Source organism: Chroococcidiopsis sp. CCALA 051 (assembly GCF_003015105.1).
In the GTDB taxonomy this organism is placed as follows: domain Bacteria; phylum Cyanobacteriota; class Cyanobacteriia; order Cyanobacteriales; family Chroococcidiopsidaceae; genus Chroococcidiopsis; species Chroococcidiopsis thermalis.
Genome location: NZ_PYCI01000022.1, coordinates 46344 through 61941, shown reverse-complemented (window position 1 = coordinate 61941; position 15598 = coordinate 46344). Strand labels below are relative to the sequence as shown.

Below are 15598 nucleotides of genomic sequence, written 5' to 3'. Positions count from 1 at the left end.
GACGGAATTAATTTTGAATTTTGAATTTTGAATTTTGAATTTTGATTTGCTCCCTCAGCTCTCTTATCCCTGCTCTCATCTCCTACGGGATGACACTGACTCAAAGCCTGAGCCAAATGCTCGATCTTCACAGGTTTAGTCAGGTAATCGTCCATACCAGCATAGAGACAGGCTTCGCGATCGCCCTGCATGGCATTTGCAGTCATGGCTACAATTCGCGGTTTATGCGGAGGGAACCACCGCTGGCAGATTTGTCTTGCTGCCTCCAATCCATCCATTTCTGGCATCTGTACGTCCATTAACACGACATCGTATGGCTGACGTTGCAGCGCGGCTAGAACTTCCAGTCCATTGTTAGCAACATCTGCCCGATATCCCATTTGCTGCAACATTAACAACGCTACCTTCTGATTTACCGTATTATCTTCAGCTAATAAAATATTTAAAGGATGAGTTTGCGCCATCTGAGTGCTAAGAATTGAGGATTTAGGCAAAAATGGTGCAACTTGGGATGGCTGCGATTGTTCGCTCAAAATTTGCAGCAAGACGTTATAGAGCTGAGATTGTTTGACAGGCTTTGTCAGACAGGCAGATAACTTGACTGCTGTACTTTGACTGGCGACTTCTGGCTTACCCATAGAAGTCAACAGGAGCAAAGGTAGCTTGCGATAGTTAGGTTGTTGGTGGATGGTTGTAGCTAGGCTCAAACCGTCCATCTGCGGCATTTGCATATCTAAAACTGCTAGATCGAAAGGATCGCCACGTTGCAACCATTCCAATGCCTCTGCACCAGAAGTAGCCGCACGGGGAAGCATTCCCCAAGATTGAGCTTGCAGCATCAGAATTTTACGATTGGTAGCACTATCGTCCACAATTAACAAACGCTTACCGTGCAATTGCGGCAAAATACAGGAACTCTCATTTTGCACGATATTGGGTGCTGCTACGGTAATCGTAAAGTAGAAGGTAGAACCAACATCGACTTGGCTCTCTACCCACATTCTCCCGCCCATCATCACACTTAAACGCTGAGAAATTGCTAAACCCAACCCCGTCCCGCCATATTGACGAGTAGTCGAAGTATCGACTTGACTGAAGGACTTAAATAACCGATCCATGCGATCGCTAGGAATTCCAATCCCAGTGTCTTTAATGGCAAATTGAATTTCATAGAATGTCGGCATGAGATAATCGGCAGTCTGCGGTAGTTGCTCTTTTTTTCTCCCCTCTAGGTACTCGCTACTATTCACCTCTTTAGTCGTGACTGAAACTACAACTTCTCCATGCTCCGTAAACTTCACTGCATTGCTCAACAGGTTGACTAGAATTTGACATAGCCGCGTCACGTCTCCCACAATCGTATCTGGTGTTTGTGGATCGAGTAGGTAAGCCAGCTCCAGATTTTTTTCCGTAGCTTGAGGAGCTAGCACATCGAGAGAATTTTCAATGCAAACTCGCAAATCGAAGGGTTGTTCTTCCAAATCCAACTTGTCCGATTCAATTTTGGAAAAGTCCAGAATGTCGTTGATGATTGTCAGTAAAGCATCGCCGCTTCTGCGGATCGTGTCTACGAAATCTCGCTGCTGAGGAGTTAGGGATGTGTTGAGTAGCAAACCTGTCATGCCAATCACTCCATTCATGGGAGTACGGATTTCATGACTCATGTTGGCGAGAAACGCACTTTTAGCTTGATTGGCAGCCTCAGCTGTGGTACGAGCCATCTGCGTTTCCAACTGCAACACTTCCAATGCTGTTTTCGATTCCACAAGTTGCATACTAGCGGCTTCTGCTTGCTCTAAGGCTGCCTGTAAAGCTGCCGTTCTCGCGGCTACTTCTCGTTCTAGCTTCGTATTTTGCTCTGCTAACTGGGTATCCCGATGCGCGATCGCATTTGCCATCTTGTTAAATGATGTCGCCAGATAGCCCAATTCATCTTTTCTGTCGGCATCTAGTTGGACATCTAAGTTTCCCGCCGCAATCAGCTCTGTGGCTGTCAGCAATCTCCTTAAAGGTTTAGCAATTTGCTGGCGTAAAGTGACAAATATTAAGGCAACTTCTGTTAATAGCGATAATAGCCCTAAGATCGGGATAAATTTAGCGTTAGACCATGCTTGCTGGAACAAGAATGACTTGGGAAGGACAACTACGAAATACCAATTCAGAGTAGGAATGCTAGTAACAGCAAGATACTCGTTATTCTTGGTGTTATCTATGACTATTTCTCCAGGTTGAATATGCTTAACTAACTTAAAAATAGTTTGCAAATGCAAATCAGCCGCTCGATCGAGATAAAATTTACCCTGACTAGCTTGAATTTGTGACATCAAATTTGGATGAGCAATTAGGCGACCGTCGGAGTGAAAAATCATACTGTAAGATCCTGGCAACCACTCGTTTGTCGTTCTCTTAACTAGATCGTCGAGCAGCATGTCACGATCGGTTGAGGCTAAGCGTCGCTCGTCCTGAGTTGCTGTTAGAGCCAAAAAATCGCTCTCTTGCCGACCTCGTTCAATTACATATTGTTTGAGATCTTCTCGCACATGAGATTCTAAATTCGATAAAACATGAAGATAACCGATCGCACTAGCAGCAATAATCACAAGAGTTACTCTCACTGTTATTTTTAATAATGTTCGCCGTGCTATCTTGCCAATTGCTATTCGACTAGAAGCCATATCTTAATTTCCAATCCGACAAATGCTTCACGCTACGTTCGCATTTAGTATTCCCGGAATCAGTTATCAGTTATCAGTGAAGAGGGAGCGCACGAGCGCAAGAGCAGAGAGCAGGGAGAATGTTCTGATTTCCCTAAAATTTTCTTTATCAAAAATTTATGAGAGTGGGACAAAATTGCGTGATTTACTCGATGTGAAAGCTGACAATAGTAGTCCATAGTGAAGCTACGAGATCCAGCAGACTTTGCGGCTCGGTAGAATATGTGACTCATAGTTTGCTATTCAGAGTTCAAGTGCTGCATCTATTACGATTGATTCTCTCACAGCGATTGCCAATAACAATACTGGCAATTAAAGTGCTGGCAACACCAGACAGTTGGCAGTGCAAAAAGTCTTTCTCTTCTACTGCAACTCTACTAACCTTTCTCACTTCTTATGGGTGTTCGTCACTATGAACTCTAACCCCGTCTCTTCAACTACACCCTTAATCCTCGTGGTGGACGACGATAGAACCATGAGGATTTTACTGCGTCAAGCAATGGAGAAGGATGGCTACAGGGTAATAGAAGCGGTAAACGGACAACAAGCGTTAGAGGCGTATACTCAATTTCATCCAGATTTGGTCTTGCTCGATGCACTCATGCCCGTGATGGATGGCTTTACTTGCTGCGGTCAGCTACAAGCTCTTTCTCGCTCCAAACACGCACCTATCTTAATTATCACGGCTCTGGAAGACCAAGAATCAGTCGATCGCGCCTTCCGTGCAGGTGCAAGCGACTTTGTGACAAAACCAATTCACTGGGCTGTTTTACGGCAGCGAGTTCGCCGACTTTTACACCAAACTCAACTTTACAAGCAATTGGCGCGATCGAATCGCGAATTACAAACAAAAATTAACGAACTTCACCAAGCACAAAAAGCACTGCAAGAGAGCCGCGAACGTTATGCTTTAATCGCGCAGAGCGCTCACGATGGTTTGTGGGACTGGAATATCAGAAGCAACAATATTTATTATTCTCCTCGTTGGAAATCGATGTTGGGTTATGAGGAGAAAGAAGTAGGTAATACTTTAGCAGAATGGTTCGATCGCATACATGCTGAAGATAAAGCTCAGTTCCAAGGAAAATTAAGCGCCCATTTAGCGGGGTTAACCAACCATTTTGAAACTGAATATCGGTTATTGCGTCAGGATGGTAGCTACGGTTGGATGCTTTGTCGGGGGCTAGCCGTGCGCGACTCTGAAGGCAAACCTTACCGCATGGCAGGTTCTCAAACTGATATTACTCAAAATAAGGCAGCCGAGGCGAAATTACTGCACGATGCTTTCCACGATGGGTTAACAGGTCTACCAAATCGTCTCTGGTTCATGGAGCAATTAGAAAAAGCCATTCACCAAACAAAACAAGACCCGAAATCTCAATTTGCCCTTCTGTTCTTAGATCTCGATCGCTTTAAAGTGGTCAACGATAGTTTAGGTCATGCTATGGGCGATCGCCTCCTCTTGGAGATCGCAACTCGCTTAAAAGCGTGCTTACCATCCAATAGCACTCTCTCTAGGTTAGGAGGAGATGAGTTTACAATCCTGTTGGAAAATTGCGACGCTCTTCGAGTTCGACAAATTGCAGAGCAAATTCATCGAGAATTGTCAACCCCATTTAACCTCAAAGGCAATGAAGTTTTTTGCACCGCTAGTATTGGGATTGCTTTAAGTCATAGCGGATACGAACATTCGGAAGACGTGCTGCGAGATGCCGATATGACCATGTATCGTGCTAAAGCTATGGGTAAAGCGCGATCGGAAGTCTTTGAACCTGCCATTCACAGCCAAGCGATCGCCAGAATGCAGCTCGAAATTGACCTGCGGCGGGCGCTAGAACACAAAGAGTTCATGGTAGTCTACCAGCCGATTGTCTCGCTCAACAGCGGACGAGTTGCCGGATTTGAGGCATTAATTCGTTGGCAGCATCCCCAACGAGGTTGGGTATCACCCGTAGAATTTATTCCTGTAGCCGAAGAAACTGGGTCGATCGTCCCGATTGGTTGGTGGATACTCGAACAAGTGTGTCAGCAGTTACGCACTTGGCAACAGCATTCTGTAGTTGACTCTCGATTAACAGTGAATGTCAATCTTTCTGGCAAGCAATTGACGCAACCCGATCTGGCGCGGGAGGTTAAACAAATTCTGCACAAAACTGGACTTTCTCCCAGTAGCTTGAAGTTAGAAATTACTGAAAGCGTACTAATGGATAATGTTGATGCTGCGGTTATTATTTTGCAGCAGTTGAAGACCTTGGGAATCCAATTGGCGATCGATGATTTTGGCACGGGATATTCTTCCCTCAGCTATCTCCATCGCCTACCCATAGATACGCTGAAGATCGATCGTTCTTTCGTTAACGATATTGATTGCGATCCAGAAAAAATTGAGATGATCCGTACTATCGTCTCTATGGCGTGGAACTTGGGTATCAATGTAGTTGCTGAAGGGGTAGAAACGAAAAAGCAAATGTATCAATTGCAAGCCTTAAGATGCGATTACGGACAGGGTTATTTCTTCTCGCGTCCGGCGGATGCTGAAGCTGCCAAGACTCTACAGTATTTTGAGATTAGGGGTAGCCGTTCTTCGCGCAGATCGAAACAACATATGCCAACACGTCATATCGATTTGATGGAAACTCGTCACGTCGATTTATTGGAAAATAGTTCTCAACACGCAACAAAAACATTTAGCCTACCAGATTTAGTCGATCTGGGCGGGCATGGATTAACCGATCGCAGATAAGGAGGAATATCTCGTTTAGAATTAGGAATGACGACCAATAACAGCCTTAACGTGAATCGATACTTAGATATAATTAAGCTGTTGTGGAGTGCCGCGATCGCGGCTGAGTTAGAATACCGCGCTAATTTTGTTTTAGCAACCCTCACCAGCCTCGGCAATCTTGCAGGCAGTTTATTCGGACTTTTCCTGTTCTATCGCACCGGTTATACTTTTGAAGGCTGGCGTTGGCAAGAAGCCTTAATCGTACTGGGTGTTTTTACTGTACTTCAAGGCTTTTCCAGTACGTTTCTCTCGCCTAATCTCAACAAAATTGTCACCTACGTCCAACAGGGAACGTTGGATTTCGTGCTGTTAAAACCAATTAATAGCCAATTTTGGCTTTCTACCCACACCCTTTCCCCTTGGGGAGTTCCCGATATTCTGTTTGGTAGCATCATCATCGGTTACGCTGGTAGTTTACTCGGTTTAACAATTGGTGACTACTTCCTGAGTGCAATTCCATTAATCTTTGGTTTTATCAGCCTCTACAGCTTGTGGTTTATGCTAGGGGCGACAAGTATTTGGTTTGTCAAAATTTATAACGTCACCGAGGTATTACGAGGATTATTAGAAGCAGGACGGTATCCAATGGTAGCTTATCCAATTGCCTATCGTTTCTTCTTTACCTTTGTCGTTCCCGTCGCTTTTCTCACCACAGTTCCCGCCGAGACAATGTTAGGAAGAGTTCAGATAGGCTGGGTAATTGGTGCAGGACTGTTAGCACTATTTCTATTTGCGATCGCTACTGTATTTTGGCGGTTTGCTTTACGGTTTTACACCAGTGCTTCGAGTTAGTAAGATGTAGGATAAGTTACCTTGTTAACGCAGCCCACGAACTTAAAATAAAGATTAATTTTAAAATTGCAGAAGATTTTTCAGCAAATATTGGCAGTTTTCCCATCTTTGCTACCTCCAGTAGTCGCGATCGCTTCAGCGTTACTTGTAGGTGCGGGATTGATGTTAGTTGCAGGGGCAAATCCGATCGCGGCTTATACAGCCCTATTTCAAGAATCCCTCTCTACTTATTTCGGTTTTGGCAATACGCTCACAAAAATGGCTCCCCTACTACTAACCAGTCTAGGGGTTCTAGTCGCTTTACGAGCTGGACAATTTAATATTGGCGGCGAAGGACAGATTTATATGGGGGCGTTGGGTAGCGCGATCGCAGGATTATCTATCAAAGGTATACCTGCATTAATTCACGTCCCTTTAGCACTACTAGCGGGTTTTCTGTTTGGGGGAATTTGGGGTTTAATTCCTGGTTATCTGAAAGCAGTGCGGGGAGTCAATGAAGTCATTACTACGCTGTTGCTCAATTATATTGCTTTCAACTTAGTCAGTTACCTCGTTCAGGGACCGTTAATGGCTCCCAATGCACCTAGCCCTTATTCTCCCATCATTGCCCGTTCTGCCCAATTGCCGATTATTCTACCAGGCAGTTTAGCCCATGCAGGAATTTTAGTCGGACTCGTAGCGGCTGGGGTGTTATGGGTACTGTTACAGCGATCGCCTTTCGGTTATCGTACCGCTGCTGTGGGGATGAATCCAGTTGCAGCCCGTTATGGTGGCATTTCCGTACAGCGCACCATCATGCTCGTCATGGCGCTGGCGGGTGGTTTGGCGGGGTTGGCTGGTGCATCAGAGGTGATGGGGTTGAAATTTCGTTTGTTCGAGCAAGTTTCACCTGGTTACGGTTTCGATGCGATCGCGATTGCTTTTTTGAGTCGCGGTAGCGTTCTCGGAGTTGTTCTCACTTCTCTATTTTTTAGCGCCCTCCGTAGCGGCGCAAATGTCATGCAACGCAGCGCAGGTGTTCCCGTAACGATTGTTTTTGCTATTCAGGGGTTAACCGTGTTGTTCGTGGCTATTAGCCAGCGTTGGTTAGTTAAACCACCGCAGAGAGAAAGCATTGTTCAAACAGTCTCTCCTGCTAACGAATTGTAAAATTGGCGATCGCCGCGCTTGACGGTGCAGTAGATGACGCGATGTATTGCCAATATTCACGAGTTTTTCGTAACAATATATTACATCTATGTGAAATTGAGCTATATTTCGCGGAATTTGCTGATGACAAACAGTATTTTAACTAAATCCACCTCTAGCAAGCGCGCATGACTTCCATTCACACAAAGCCTCGTTCACAGCGAGTACAGCAAAAGTAAGCATCGATCGCTCTCACTTGCATTTTCCACTCGATTCTAGAGCGGCGATCGTCAAGCACTTCATCGTTTCTTCAACTTAAATTTACACTCATTTTATCTCGTCACTCTATCCAAAGAGGTAGTTTGAGTGTATGTTAGAATTTATACATAATATAGAAATGATCGATTAGCCCTGTTAAACAAACACTTTTAAATCAAGAGTAAGCGTATAAGTAACTGAGATGCTCATAACAAAAAGAATACATCAAGTACGTAATAAAATCTTAAGAAAGATTTTTGATACTCCAGTATTTACAATTCCCTCAGAACTTGCTTATAAAGAGGCAGTTGAGCAGCATACTCATAAGTTACCCGTACTTACTCCCAACGACTCTCAGATTGTTAAGACACTTAAACAAGAAGGAATTTTTATAACTTCCTTAGAAGCATTAAATATTTCTTCTACACCTTCAGTTCTGGCATCTGTAAAAAAAATACTGCCAACCTTACGAAACGTTTTACCCAGCAACAAACAAGAATTTGCCCTTCACGCCAGCAACGCACAAATTATAGAACATCCAGAGCTTTTTCTCTGGGGATTAGAAGATAGATTGCTGGATATTACCGAGAATTACATTGGTTTACCGATCTCGTATCACGGCGTATACTTTCGGAAAGATTTAGCAAATGATGTCAAAATTAAATCAAGACTTTGGCACATAGATACAGAAGATCGCTGTGTGTTTAAAATTATCATTTATTTAAATGATGTCAGCGAGGGTAACGGTCCTTTTCAATACATTTCTAAACCTTTGACTGCGCTTTTATCTAATTCGCTGGGATACAAACACGGCTATCTACAAGATAAGACTGTAGAACCAATTATTCCTCAATCTGAATGGATCTCATGCACTGGTGCGGCTGGTACAGTAATTTTAGTGGATACTGGCAGTATTTTCCACCGAGGCAAAGTGCCGGAGAATAGCGATCGATTTGCTCTCTTTTACGATTACAGTTCGAGAGAACCAAAATATCCCTATTACTGCAAGTCTTCTCTACCGCAAAAAGATTTACTTACCTTGATGCCGAGATTATCCACACATCAACAGGATTGTCTTTGGAAGGATAATTAGTCAGCTATAGCGGACTAGTATTGTCAAGAGTTCTTTATACTGAACGCACAACAGTGGTTTGCAGGGTGTGTGGATGATACATCATCCAATTTTTTACCGTCGTAAAAACTGCTGTAATATTTCTTTTGGTGGGCGATCCCAGGTGTCGATATGTTCGTAAATTAAACCATTGTCATTTAATTTGTAGTTGGAATAGCCGTTAAAAAATACTTTAGCTTTCCAAGGTACGCGCAAGACTCCTCGAACAGTCCAAGTTGCTAGAATCGTCTGTTCGTCTTTCTGATGTACGTCGTGTACGTCGAAGTAGATTTCTGTGAAAAATAATTTGGCGTGAAATCGTAACGTCCAAAAGATGATTCGATAATTGAATTTATATTTAAATTTATTAACTGGGTCTTGAAAGTAAATATTTTGTGTATAGATATCGTAGGAAATATCCCGTTCAAACAGAGTTGGTAAATCGTGTTTGAGCGTGGCAATATTTTGTTTTACCTGTAATTGATATTCCATTTATCCCTATTTATTACCGTTTTGTGTTGGGTGAAATCGCGGTTGGTAGTAGGGACGCACAGCTGTGTGTCCCTACAGAGAATTTGTCCTTAAAAGCGATTTTGCCACAATTTGAATAAATTCTGAATTCCTCTAGCTACCGAAGAATCAGCGTTCTCAGGCTGGGGCTGGGCAAGGTTGGCAACAGAGGGAAAGGCAGCAGATTTCGCATAAGCACCGTTACGTAAAACTTTAGCTAAAGCATGATTATCCGATCGCAAGCCTTCGTAAAAGAAAAAGACTTCTCCATTGATACCGCAATAGCGATTGTGGGCGATCGCCTGCGATAAATATTGAGGAGTCATGCGGTAGGAACTAATATTGAGTAAAACACCTGGGGCGACTCGCGATCTCTGTTGTGGGGTAACTTGTTCTCTAACGAGGCGAGCGATAATCTGTTTGTAGCTATTGAAATCGCGCCGATAAGCTTGGGGATGGAGTAGATCGACTAATCCTCGTTGCAGCCAAGTTTGAGAATCTTGCAGATATTCTTTATAACCCCAATCGTAGATACTAGGAGCCATTGATATGAGTAAATTGGGATTAACGGCTTTGACTTCTCGATTCAGACGGGCGAGAAAGTTAGTTAAAATATCTGCCCGCCATTGTAGCCAACGCCGATCCTGGGGGTTTGAGGGCGGTTGACGGCGAAATTTTTGGCGATAGCGGGCTACAGTTCCCGCGTCGTAGCCGCCTTCACACGGCATAGCAGGAATGCGATCGTCGCCTTGAATGCCATCTATATCGTAATTATTGACAACTTCTAAAATTAAACTCAGCAAAAAATCTTGTACTTGGGAATCGAGGGCATTCATCCACTCAAAACCATTCTTTTTCAGTAGATTACCGTTACAATCGCGGGCTGCCCATTCTGGTTTTTTTGCTAATAACTGTCCTCCGTTTTGATTGTAGGAACTAGCAAAGCCATATTCAAACCAGGGAATAACTTTCAGTTCGACTCGTCTTGCTTCAGCTACCAGTTCGGCTAACGGATCGCGCCCAGTGTAGCGCGGATCGATCGCCAAGCCAAACTGCGATCGCATCACTTGACTGGGATAAACTGTAGCTCCTTTACTCCACACAACGGGAAACACCACGTTAAATCCCGTCGCTGCCAAGAAATTCATCGCCTCGGCAATATTAGCTTGAGAGTCGAGAACTGCACTATCGGTATTGGTAATCCAAATGCCTCGTATTTCACTCACGATTTAATCTACTTTCAATCGGCGATATCGTGCTTGCAACACCATATAAATACTGTAAGCAATTAATCCCAAAGCTACAATTCCTAAAATCCACTTACCAAAAGGTTGTTGGGATAGCACCTGTAGCGCCTCACCCAGTCCTCTTGCTTCGTTAGGGTTATTATTTCTTGCCGCTTGGATCAGAAAAAAGCCGATCGCGCAAAATACGACTCCCCGTGCTGCCGTGCCAAATCCACTAATACCTAGTACCCATTTTTTCTCAGTTTCACTTAATTGATGCAGATCCATTTCTTGACGAAATTTAGCCTTAAAAGCGCGGTAAAACTGATAGAAACCCATGCCAATAATAAATGCACCTACAGTTCCAACCAACCATTGTCCGAAAGGTTGAGAAAGTAGCCTTGCCGTCCAATCTTGAGTTGCATTACCACCACTCCCACCGCCAGTTCCAGCAACTAATTGAATTGCAGTAAAAGCTAATCCAGCGTAGATAAAACCATTAATTGCATAACCAAGTCGCTGAAAAATTCCCTTAGCATTTGTACCTTTATGTTCGGGATCTTTAATTGCCTGGACGAACCGCCAAAGCGCGTATCCGAGTAAACCAAGAGCGATTGCGGCTAGTAAAAATTTTCCGAATGGCTGAGTTAATACCGTTTGTAATGCACCTTCGGTATCTGTTGTTTTTCCACCTGCGCCAAAAGCCGCTTGTGCTGCCAACAATCCAACAATACCGTAAACCACTCCCTTAGCTGCATAACCAAATCTCGCCAGTCGCTCCACCCAAGTTGAAGGGTCTTGCCTCGTCAGCTGTTGTGTCATGGTACGTAGTAGAACTCATGTAAGTTCTTTAGCAGTAAAGCATTAATAATTACATCTATCCAAGTGTTTAGCTACGATTTTGATAGCTCGTTGCTTGGTCAGTTGTTAGGATCGATACAAGCGCGATCGCAAATATTATGCCAACTGCTAATTGCAATAAATCCGTAGAGGCGCACATCGGTGCGCCCCTATAGAGTGTAATGCTCAGAGAGCAGGACATAAGCTAGATTCTGGCAAAGAATCTTACTCCGTAAGGCTTTCAGACTTTGCACAAAATTTACGTACGTTAAGCGTACAAATATACACGAAATGTATGTAGAATTTTCTGTACGGAGTAAATAAAACGTTCGTACTATGCGCACAAAAAACGTACAATCATGCCATCCAGCTATCTATTCTCCCAAACCACTTAGAGTATTAACTTAAAGTAGTAGTGCTATTTAGGAAAGGCTAGAGAAAAAAGAATAGGATAGGCGCTCCAACGGTCGGTGTAAAGCACAGCACACTGGACGGTACATCGGTGGCATCGAGTTCCAGAACGCTTTTGCACAGTTGCCACTACGATCGCCAATGTGCAAGCCCACAATCTCTCGTGTTACAACATCTAATGATAACCACACCCACTGGTCATTGCCTTTGCGAAAGTCGATAGGTCTACTTGGCTTACACCACTTTTACACCAATTTTGCAAGTCTACACCACTCATTACTCTCTCTTTCTTAAGCCGATGGCGGGATTTGAACCCGCGACCGCTCGATTACGAATCGAGTGCTCTACCACTGAGCCACATCGGCGCTGCCAAACCTTTATTATACTATCAAAACTTTGATGATAGAGCAAAATCCTAAAAATCGCGGCGACAAACGGTTGACATCAGAACAATACGCTCGGTTGAGAGCAGAAGCAGCCGCTCCTTATCGAGGATTGAGAAAATTTATCTACTTTTCTTTCGGAGCATCGGGTTTAATTGGCGCTGTCATCTTTTTAGCTCAACTAGCAGCGGGACAAAACGTCAGTAATGCTTTACCCAATTTTGCTCTCCAAGTAGGAATCGTTGCCTTGATGATTTTCCTGTTTCGTCTGGAACGGGGGCGAGCAAAGTCGTAGTTAATAGAGACAAGGAGGACTTGGGGGACACGGGAAACTCTTAGACTTCAAAAATCTGAATTCCCCTCACTCCTTCTAAAGAAATTTGGAAGAAATACTCAGGATTATCTCTTGTCAAATGTATACTATTCTCGTTTTGGCAGCTCGGCGGCGCGATCGCCCTGTTAAACAGACCGCTCCTTAAAGAAAGTTCAAGTTCATTCACAACTCTCAACGGTATCGTAGAAAAAATAAAGAAAACATTAGAAAAGTCATTACTTCAGATAGAGTTTGTCATACTATATACATAGGTTCAAACGGGGTCAGCTTATATAAAGACCCTGACTATATCTCCGCTAACTCAAAGGGGTCAGCCATAAATATATAAAGACCCCACTGCATATAAGAAGCAAAATAGCGCCAGCATTTCGACAGGAATGCTGGCGTTGTTAATTCAGTTATCAGTTGTCAGTTACCAGCGATCGGGGTGTGGGGAAAATTCGGAATTCGGAATTCGGAATTCCGAATTCATTGTGACTTGTGACTTGTAATTGCTCCCTCAGCTCTCTTCTTTCCCTGCTCGTGCGCTCGCGCGCTCTCTGCTCCCCGATCTAGGGTAGGCTAACGAGGTAAGGTGAGGGAATCGCTTTAGCTCGTCCGGCGTTCACGAGTGCTTGATAGACAAAAGCAGCAACCTCAGCACGGGTAGCCTCGCGATTGGGATTTAACTGAGTGGGTGTAGGATAGTTGATCACCAATTGTTTCTGAGTGGCAGCGGCTACGGGTTGAGTGGCGTAGTTGGGAATTTGAGCTGCGTCAGTATAAACTGCGATCGCGCTGGAGTTATCCGCACTCAAATTCAGACCGTTTGCTAAGGAAACCAGCGCTTGAACTCTGGGAATTTTCTGCTCCGGTTCAAATAAATTGCCAGGATATCCAGCCACAAAACCACCTTGATATGCCGTTTGGATCGCTTGGTAGCCCCAATATTTACGCTGAACGTCCTGAAAATTAACGGCTGGGCGTTGTCCTTTGGGTGTAAAGGCTTTACTGACAATTGCGGCAAATTGGGCGCGGGTGACAGGTTCGTCTGGCTTAAAAGTACCATCAGGGAAACCAGCAATAATATTTTTAGCAGCTAAGGCTTCAATATAAGGCTGCGCCCACAAACCTTTGATATCGCGCAGAGCAAATTGAGCAGGGGTAAATGTGACTTTGCCAGAAATGCGCTTGGGATCGATATCGTTACCAATTGCAACCAGAGCGTTGCTCCGCGTGGCATTGTATAGGTCATAGCGCTTATTACCGCGAATCAGATTTTGTCCGGCGTTATCAGCGGAACCAATATCGGGTTGAGCGTTGACAGTGGCGACAACTCCATCGCGATCGTTATTTTGAATCACGTTATTGCGTAAAATCGGTTGAGCCGCCTCGGAAACATAGATACCGTCTTTATTTTGTTGAATTTGGTTATCGCTGACTAAGGGTGATGACGTACCACCAATTGCGAGTCCAAAACCTGTAGCTTGAAAGACGTTGTTGCGAATTTCTCCCTGTGCTGCCCGTGCTACAGAGATTCCGTTCCCACCATTTTTAATGAATCGGTTTGCTTCTATTTTGGGGCTAGCCGTTCCAGTTACAAAAATCCCGTCTCGATTGCTGTTGGCAAAAGTACTGTTCGTTACCGTAGGATTAGCTGATTCAATCCACAAGCCCGTGCCGCGTGTATTAGTGTTAGTCACGGTGACACCACTAATTGTTGTTTCTTTCTCAGCACGAATCGTGACGTTCTGTCGGGCAAAGGTAGGACTGATATACTCTCCACCACCACTGATGATAATATTCTCACCTTTAGTTGCTTCATCACCGCGTAGCGTCACGCCGGATTTGAGAGTGAGGGGAAAGGCTTCTCCAGTTTCGTTAGTGTAGTTACCAGCAGCAAGTTGAACGACCGTGCCAGGTTCGGCTTGAGTTAAGGCAAAAGTAATAGTTTTGTAAGCAGATGCTTCGCTCGTACCAGCACCAGGAGTATCCGTACCGACTTCGGGATTGACGTAAATAACTTTGGCAGTGGTGGGAGCGGCAATTGGAGGTGTAGTTGGCGCTTGAGCGTGTACGATAGAAGTATCTGCTAGTGTAGCGATGGGGATCGTGCAACTGGCAACTAACAGTAAGGCGGTTAGTCCAGTTCGCCAAGGAAATAACGAGCAAACAAGCGGTTTGACGGACGAAGCGCGATTGGCAGACGAGAAAATTGGAGAATCTTGGCGTGTCATACTTGTAGGATGTGTCATGTGCTGACGATCTGCATCTAGTAAGACAAGCGATCGCAAAAATTGCACAAAAATTTTACTTTTATTAACATTTTTGTGGAACGAGTTCGCTTGTCCTGAGATTTGAGCTGATGACACATATCACTGCTACTATGTTCCGCAATTTTCTATAAATCTTTCGCAGAGTAGATAGTACCTGCTTTACCAAACTCGGTTAGTTGTGAGAAACAATCTTGTAGGATGAGTCTTGACTGAAAGCAACCGTGCTACCGTGTTGAAGTTAAAACAATACAAACAACTTAAATCTTAACTTTTAATGAATGCGCTTATTTTCGTTGTTGCTGCGTTATGGTTTTGCCTCCTGGGTAAGTGCAGCAATTGTATTTTCTAGCACCTCCGTTTTTGCAGCCGAACGAGTCGTACTCAAGTACCGAGTTTTTCGCGAATCGATCGCGGTTGAGGATTTGACAAAGTTTGCGCGCACTGGAGAAATGTCACCCGATCTACGGGTAAACTTGGCATTAGCACGACAAGATCCCCAGACAATTCGCCAGTCTCTTACAAATACAGTAACGGTCGATCCAATCTTGTTAGATCGATTTCTCAACAATGCTTTAGGAGAATTATTGTTAGATGAAATAGGTAAAACCGTTCATCCACCTTCGCGCCAAGCAAATCGACAAGCTCTACGCGCTGCCATTACCTTATCTGCTCGCGATCGCCAGCTCTCGCTACTGGAAATTCTCCAAAACTACCCGACAACAGATGTGGAAGTGGAAGGCGATCGCCTGGAAGCCGTTTACAGCCAACTGCGTCGCCTAGAAGGAACTCTGAAAAATTTTTTGAAATAGTCCGGTGAGAAACAAGGAGAGTCAACCTAAAATTTGCCTTTT

The 15598-nt window shown here is 44.2% G+C and carries 12 protein-coding genes and 1 tRNA gene; 6 read left to right on the top strand and 7 right to left on the bottom strand.

Going from position 1 to position 15598, the window contains the following annotated elements; translation table 11 throughout:
• Positions 1–2675: response regulator (locus C7Y66_RS07735; protein WP_146149752.1), on the bottom strand; the 2675-nt coding region annotated here is incomplete at its 3' end.
• A 451-nt stretch (positions 2676–3126) separates the two neighbouring features.
• On the opposite strand from C7Y66_RS07735, the gene C7Y66_RS07730 reads away from it, so the two are divergent.
• The 4 genes from C7Y66_RS07730 to C7Y66_RS07715 all read left to right on the top strand — a co-directional run bounded on the left by C7Y66_RS07730 (position 3127) and on the right by C7Y66_RS07715 (position 8770).
• Positions 3127–5457: an EAL domain-containing protein gene (locus C7Y66_RS07730; RefSeq protein WP_106545110.1), complete on the top strand. Its 2331-nt coding sequence runs from the start codon at positions 3127–3129 to the stop codon at positions 5455–5457.
• Positions 5458–5484: 27 nt separating this feature from the next.
• Positions 5485–6291, top strand: a complete 807-nt coding sequence (locus tag C7Y66_RS07725; RefSeq protein ID WP_233222569.1) for an ABC transporter permease — start codon at positions 5485–5487, stop codon at positions 6289–6291.
• A gap of 66 nt (positions 6292–6357) precedes the next feature.
• Complete coding sequence (locus C7Y66_RS07720; protein WP_106545109.1) at positions 6358–7440, top strand: ABC transporter permease; 1083 nt, start codon at positions 6358–6360, stop codon at positions 7438–7440.
• A gap of 439 nt (positions 7441–7879) precedes the next feature.
• Entirely contained in the window at positions 7880–8770 is an 891-nt protein-coding gene (locus C7Y66_RS07715) for a phytanoyl-CoA dioxygenase (protein ID WP_106545108.1), read from the top strand.
• Positions 8771–8863: 93 nt separating this feature from the next.
• Here the strand turns inward: C7Y66_RS07715 and C7Y66_RS07710 are convergent, their stop codons facing one another.
• The 4 genes from C7Y66_RS07710 to C7Y66_RS07695 form a co-directional block, all read right to left on the bottom strand.
• Positions 8864–9280 carry a DUF2358 domain-containing protein gene (locus tag C7Y66_RS07710; RefSeq protein WP_106545107.1) on the bottom strand — a complete coding sequence of 139 codons (417 nt, stop codon included), beginning with the start codon at positions 9278–9280 and terminating at the stop codon, positions 8864–8866.
• 89 nt (positions 9281–9369) lie between these two features.
• On the bottom strand, positions 9370–10524 hold the full coding sequence (locus tag C7Y66_RS07705) for a glycoside hydrolase family 10 protein (protein ID WP_199197298.1): 1155 nt from the start codon (positions 10522–10524) through the stop codon (positions 9370–9372).
• A 3-nt stretch (positions 10525–10527) separates the two neighbouring features.
• Positions 10528–11346, bottom strand: coding sequence for a DUF1206 domain-containing protein (locus C7Y66_RS07700; RefSeq protein WP_015157053.1), 819 nt, complete (start codon positions 11344–11346; stop codon positions 10528–10530).
• 722 nt (positions 11347–12068) lie between these two features.
• Positions 12069–12140 (bottom strand) — tRNA-Thr (locus C7Y66_RS07695).
• A gap of 34 nt (positions 12141–12174) precedes the next feature.
• Here C7Y66_RS07695 and C7Y66_RS07690 point away from each other — a divergent pair.
• Entirely contained in the window at positions 12175–12453 is a 279-nt protein-coding gene (locus tag C7Y66_RS07690) for a DUF3493 domain-containing protein (protein ID WP_015157054.1), read from the top strand.
• A 40-nt stretch (positions 12454–12493) separates the two neighbouring features.
• Here the strand turns inward: C7Y66_RS07690 and C7Y66_RS30945 are convergent, their stop codons facing one another.
• The gene (locus C7Y66_RS30945) at positions 12494–12658 is read right to left on the bottom strand and encodes a hypothetical protein (protein WP_158265883.1); all 165 of its coding nucleotides are present in this window, start codon (positions 12656–12658) and stop codon (positions 12494–12496) included.
• Positions 12659–13043: 385 nt separating this feature from the next.
• Positions 13044–14708 (bottom strand): DUF1565 domain-containing protein, encoded by a 1665-nt coding sequence (locus C7Y66_RS07685; protein ID WP_106545113.1) that lies wholly within the window; start codon positions 14706–14708, stop codon positions 13044–13046.
• A gap of 317 nt (positions 14709–15025) precedes the next feature.
• Between C7Y66_RS07685 and C7Y66_RS07680 the strand changes: the two genes are divergently transcribed.
• A complete protein-coding gene (locus tag C7Y66_RS07680; RefSeq protein WP_106545105.1) occupies positions 15026–15556 on the top strand; it encodes an alpha/beta hydrolase in 531 nt (176 codons plus the stop codon).
• The last annotated feature ends 42 nt before the right edge of the window (positions 15557–15598 follow it).

Coding starts and splice junctions, on each gene's coding strand:
- C7Y66_RS07680 (WP_106545105.1), top strand. CDS start 15,026: ATGCGCTTATTTTCGTTGTTGCTGCGTTATGGTTTTGCCTCCTGGGTA.
- C7Y66_RS07715 (WP_106545108.1), top strand. CDS start 7,880: ATGCTCATAACAAAAAGAATACATCAAGTACGTAATAAAATCTTAAGA.
- C7Y66_RS07730 (WP_106545110.1), top strand. CDS start 3,127: ATGAACTCTAACCCCGTCTCTTCAACTACACCCTTAATCCTCGTGGTG.
- C7Y66_RS07690 (WP_015157054.1), top strand. CDS start 12,175: ATGATAGAGCAAAATCCTAAAAATCGCGGCGACAAACGGTTGACATCA.
- C7Y66_RS07700 (WP_015157053.1), bottom strand. CDS start 11,346: ATGACACAACAGCTGACGAGGCAAGACCCTTCAACTTGGGTGGAGCGA.
- C7Y66_RS07685 (WP_106545113.1), bottom strand. CDS start 14,708: ATGACACGCCAAGATTCTCCAATTTTCTCGTCTGCCAATCGCGCTTCG.
- C7Y66_RS07710 (WP_106545107.1), bottom strand. CDS start 9,280: ATGGAATATCAATTACAGGTAAAACAAAATATTGCCACGCTCAAACAC.
- C7Y66_RS07725 (WP_233222569.1), top strand. CDS start 5,485: ATGACGACCAATAACAGCCTTAACGTGAATCGATACTTAGATATAATT.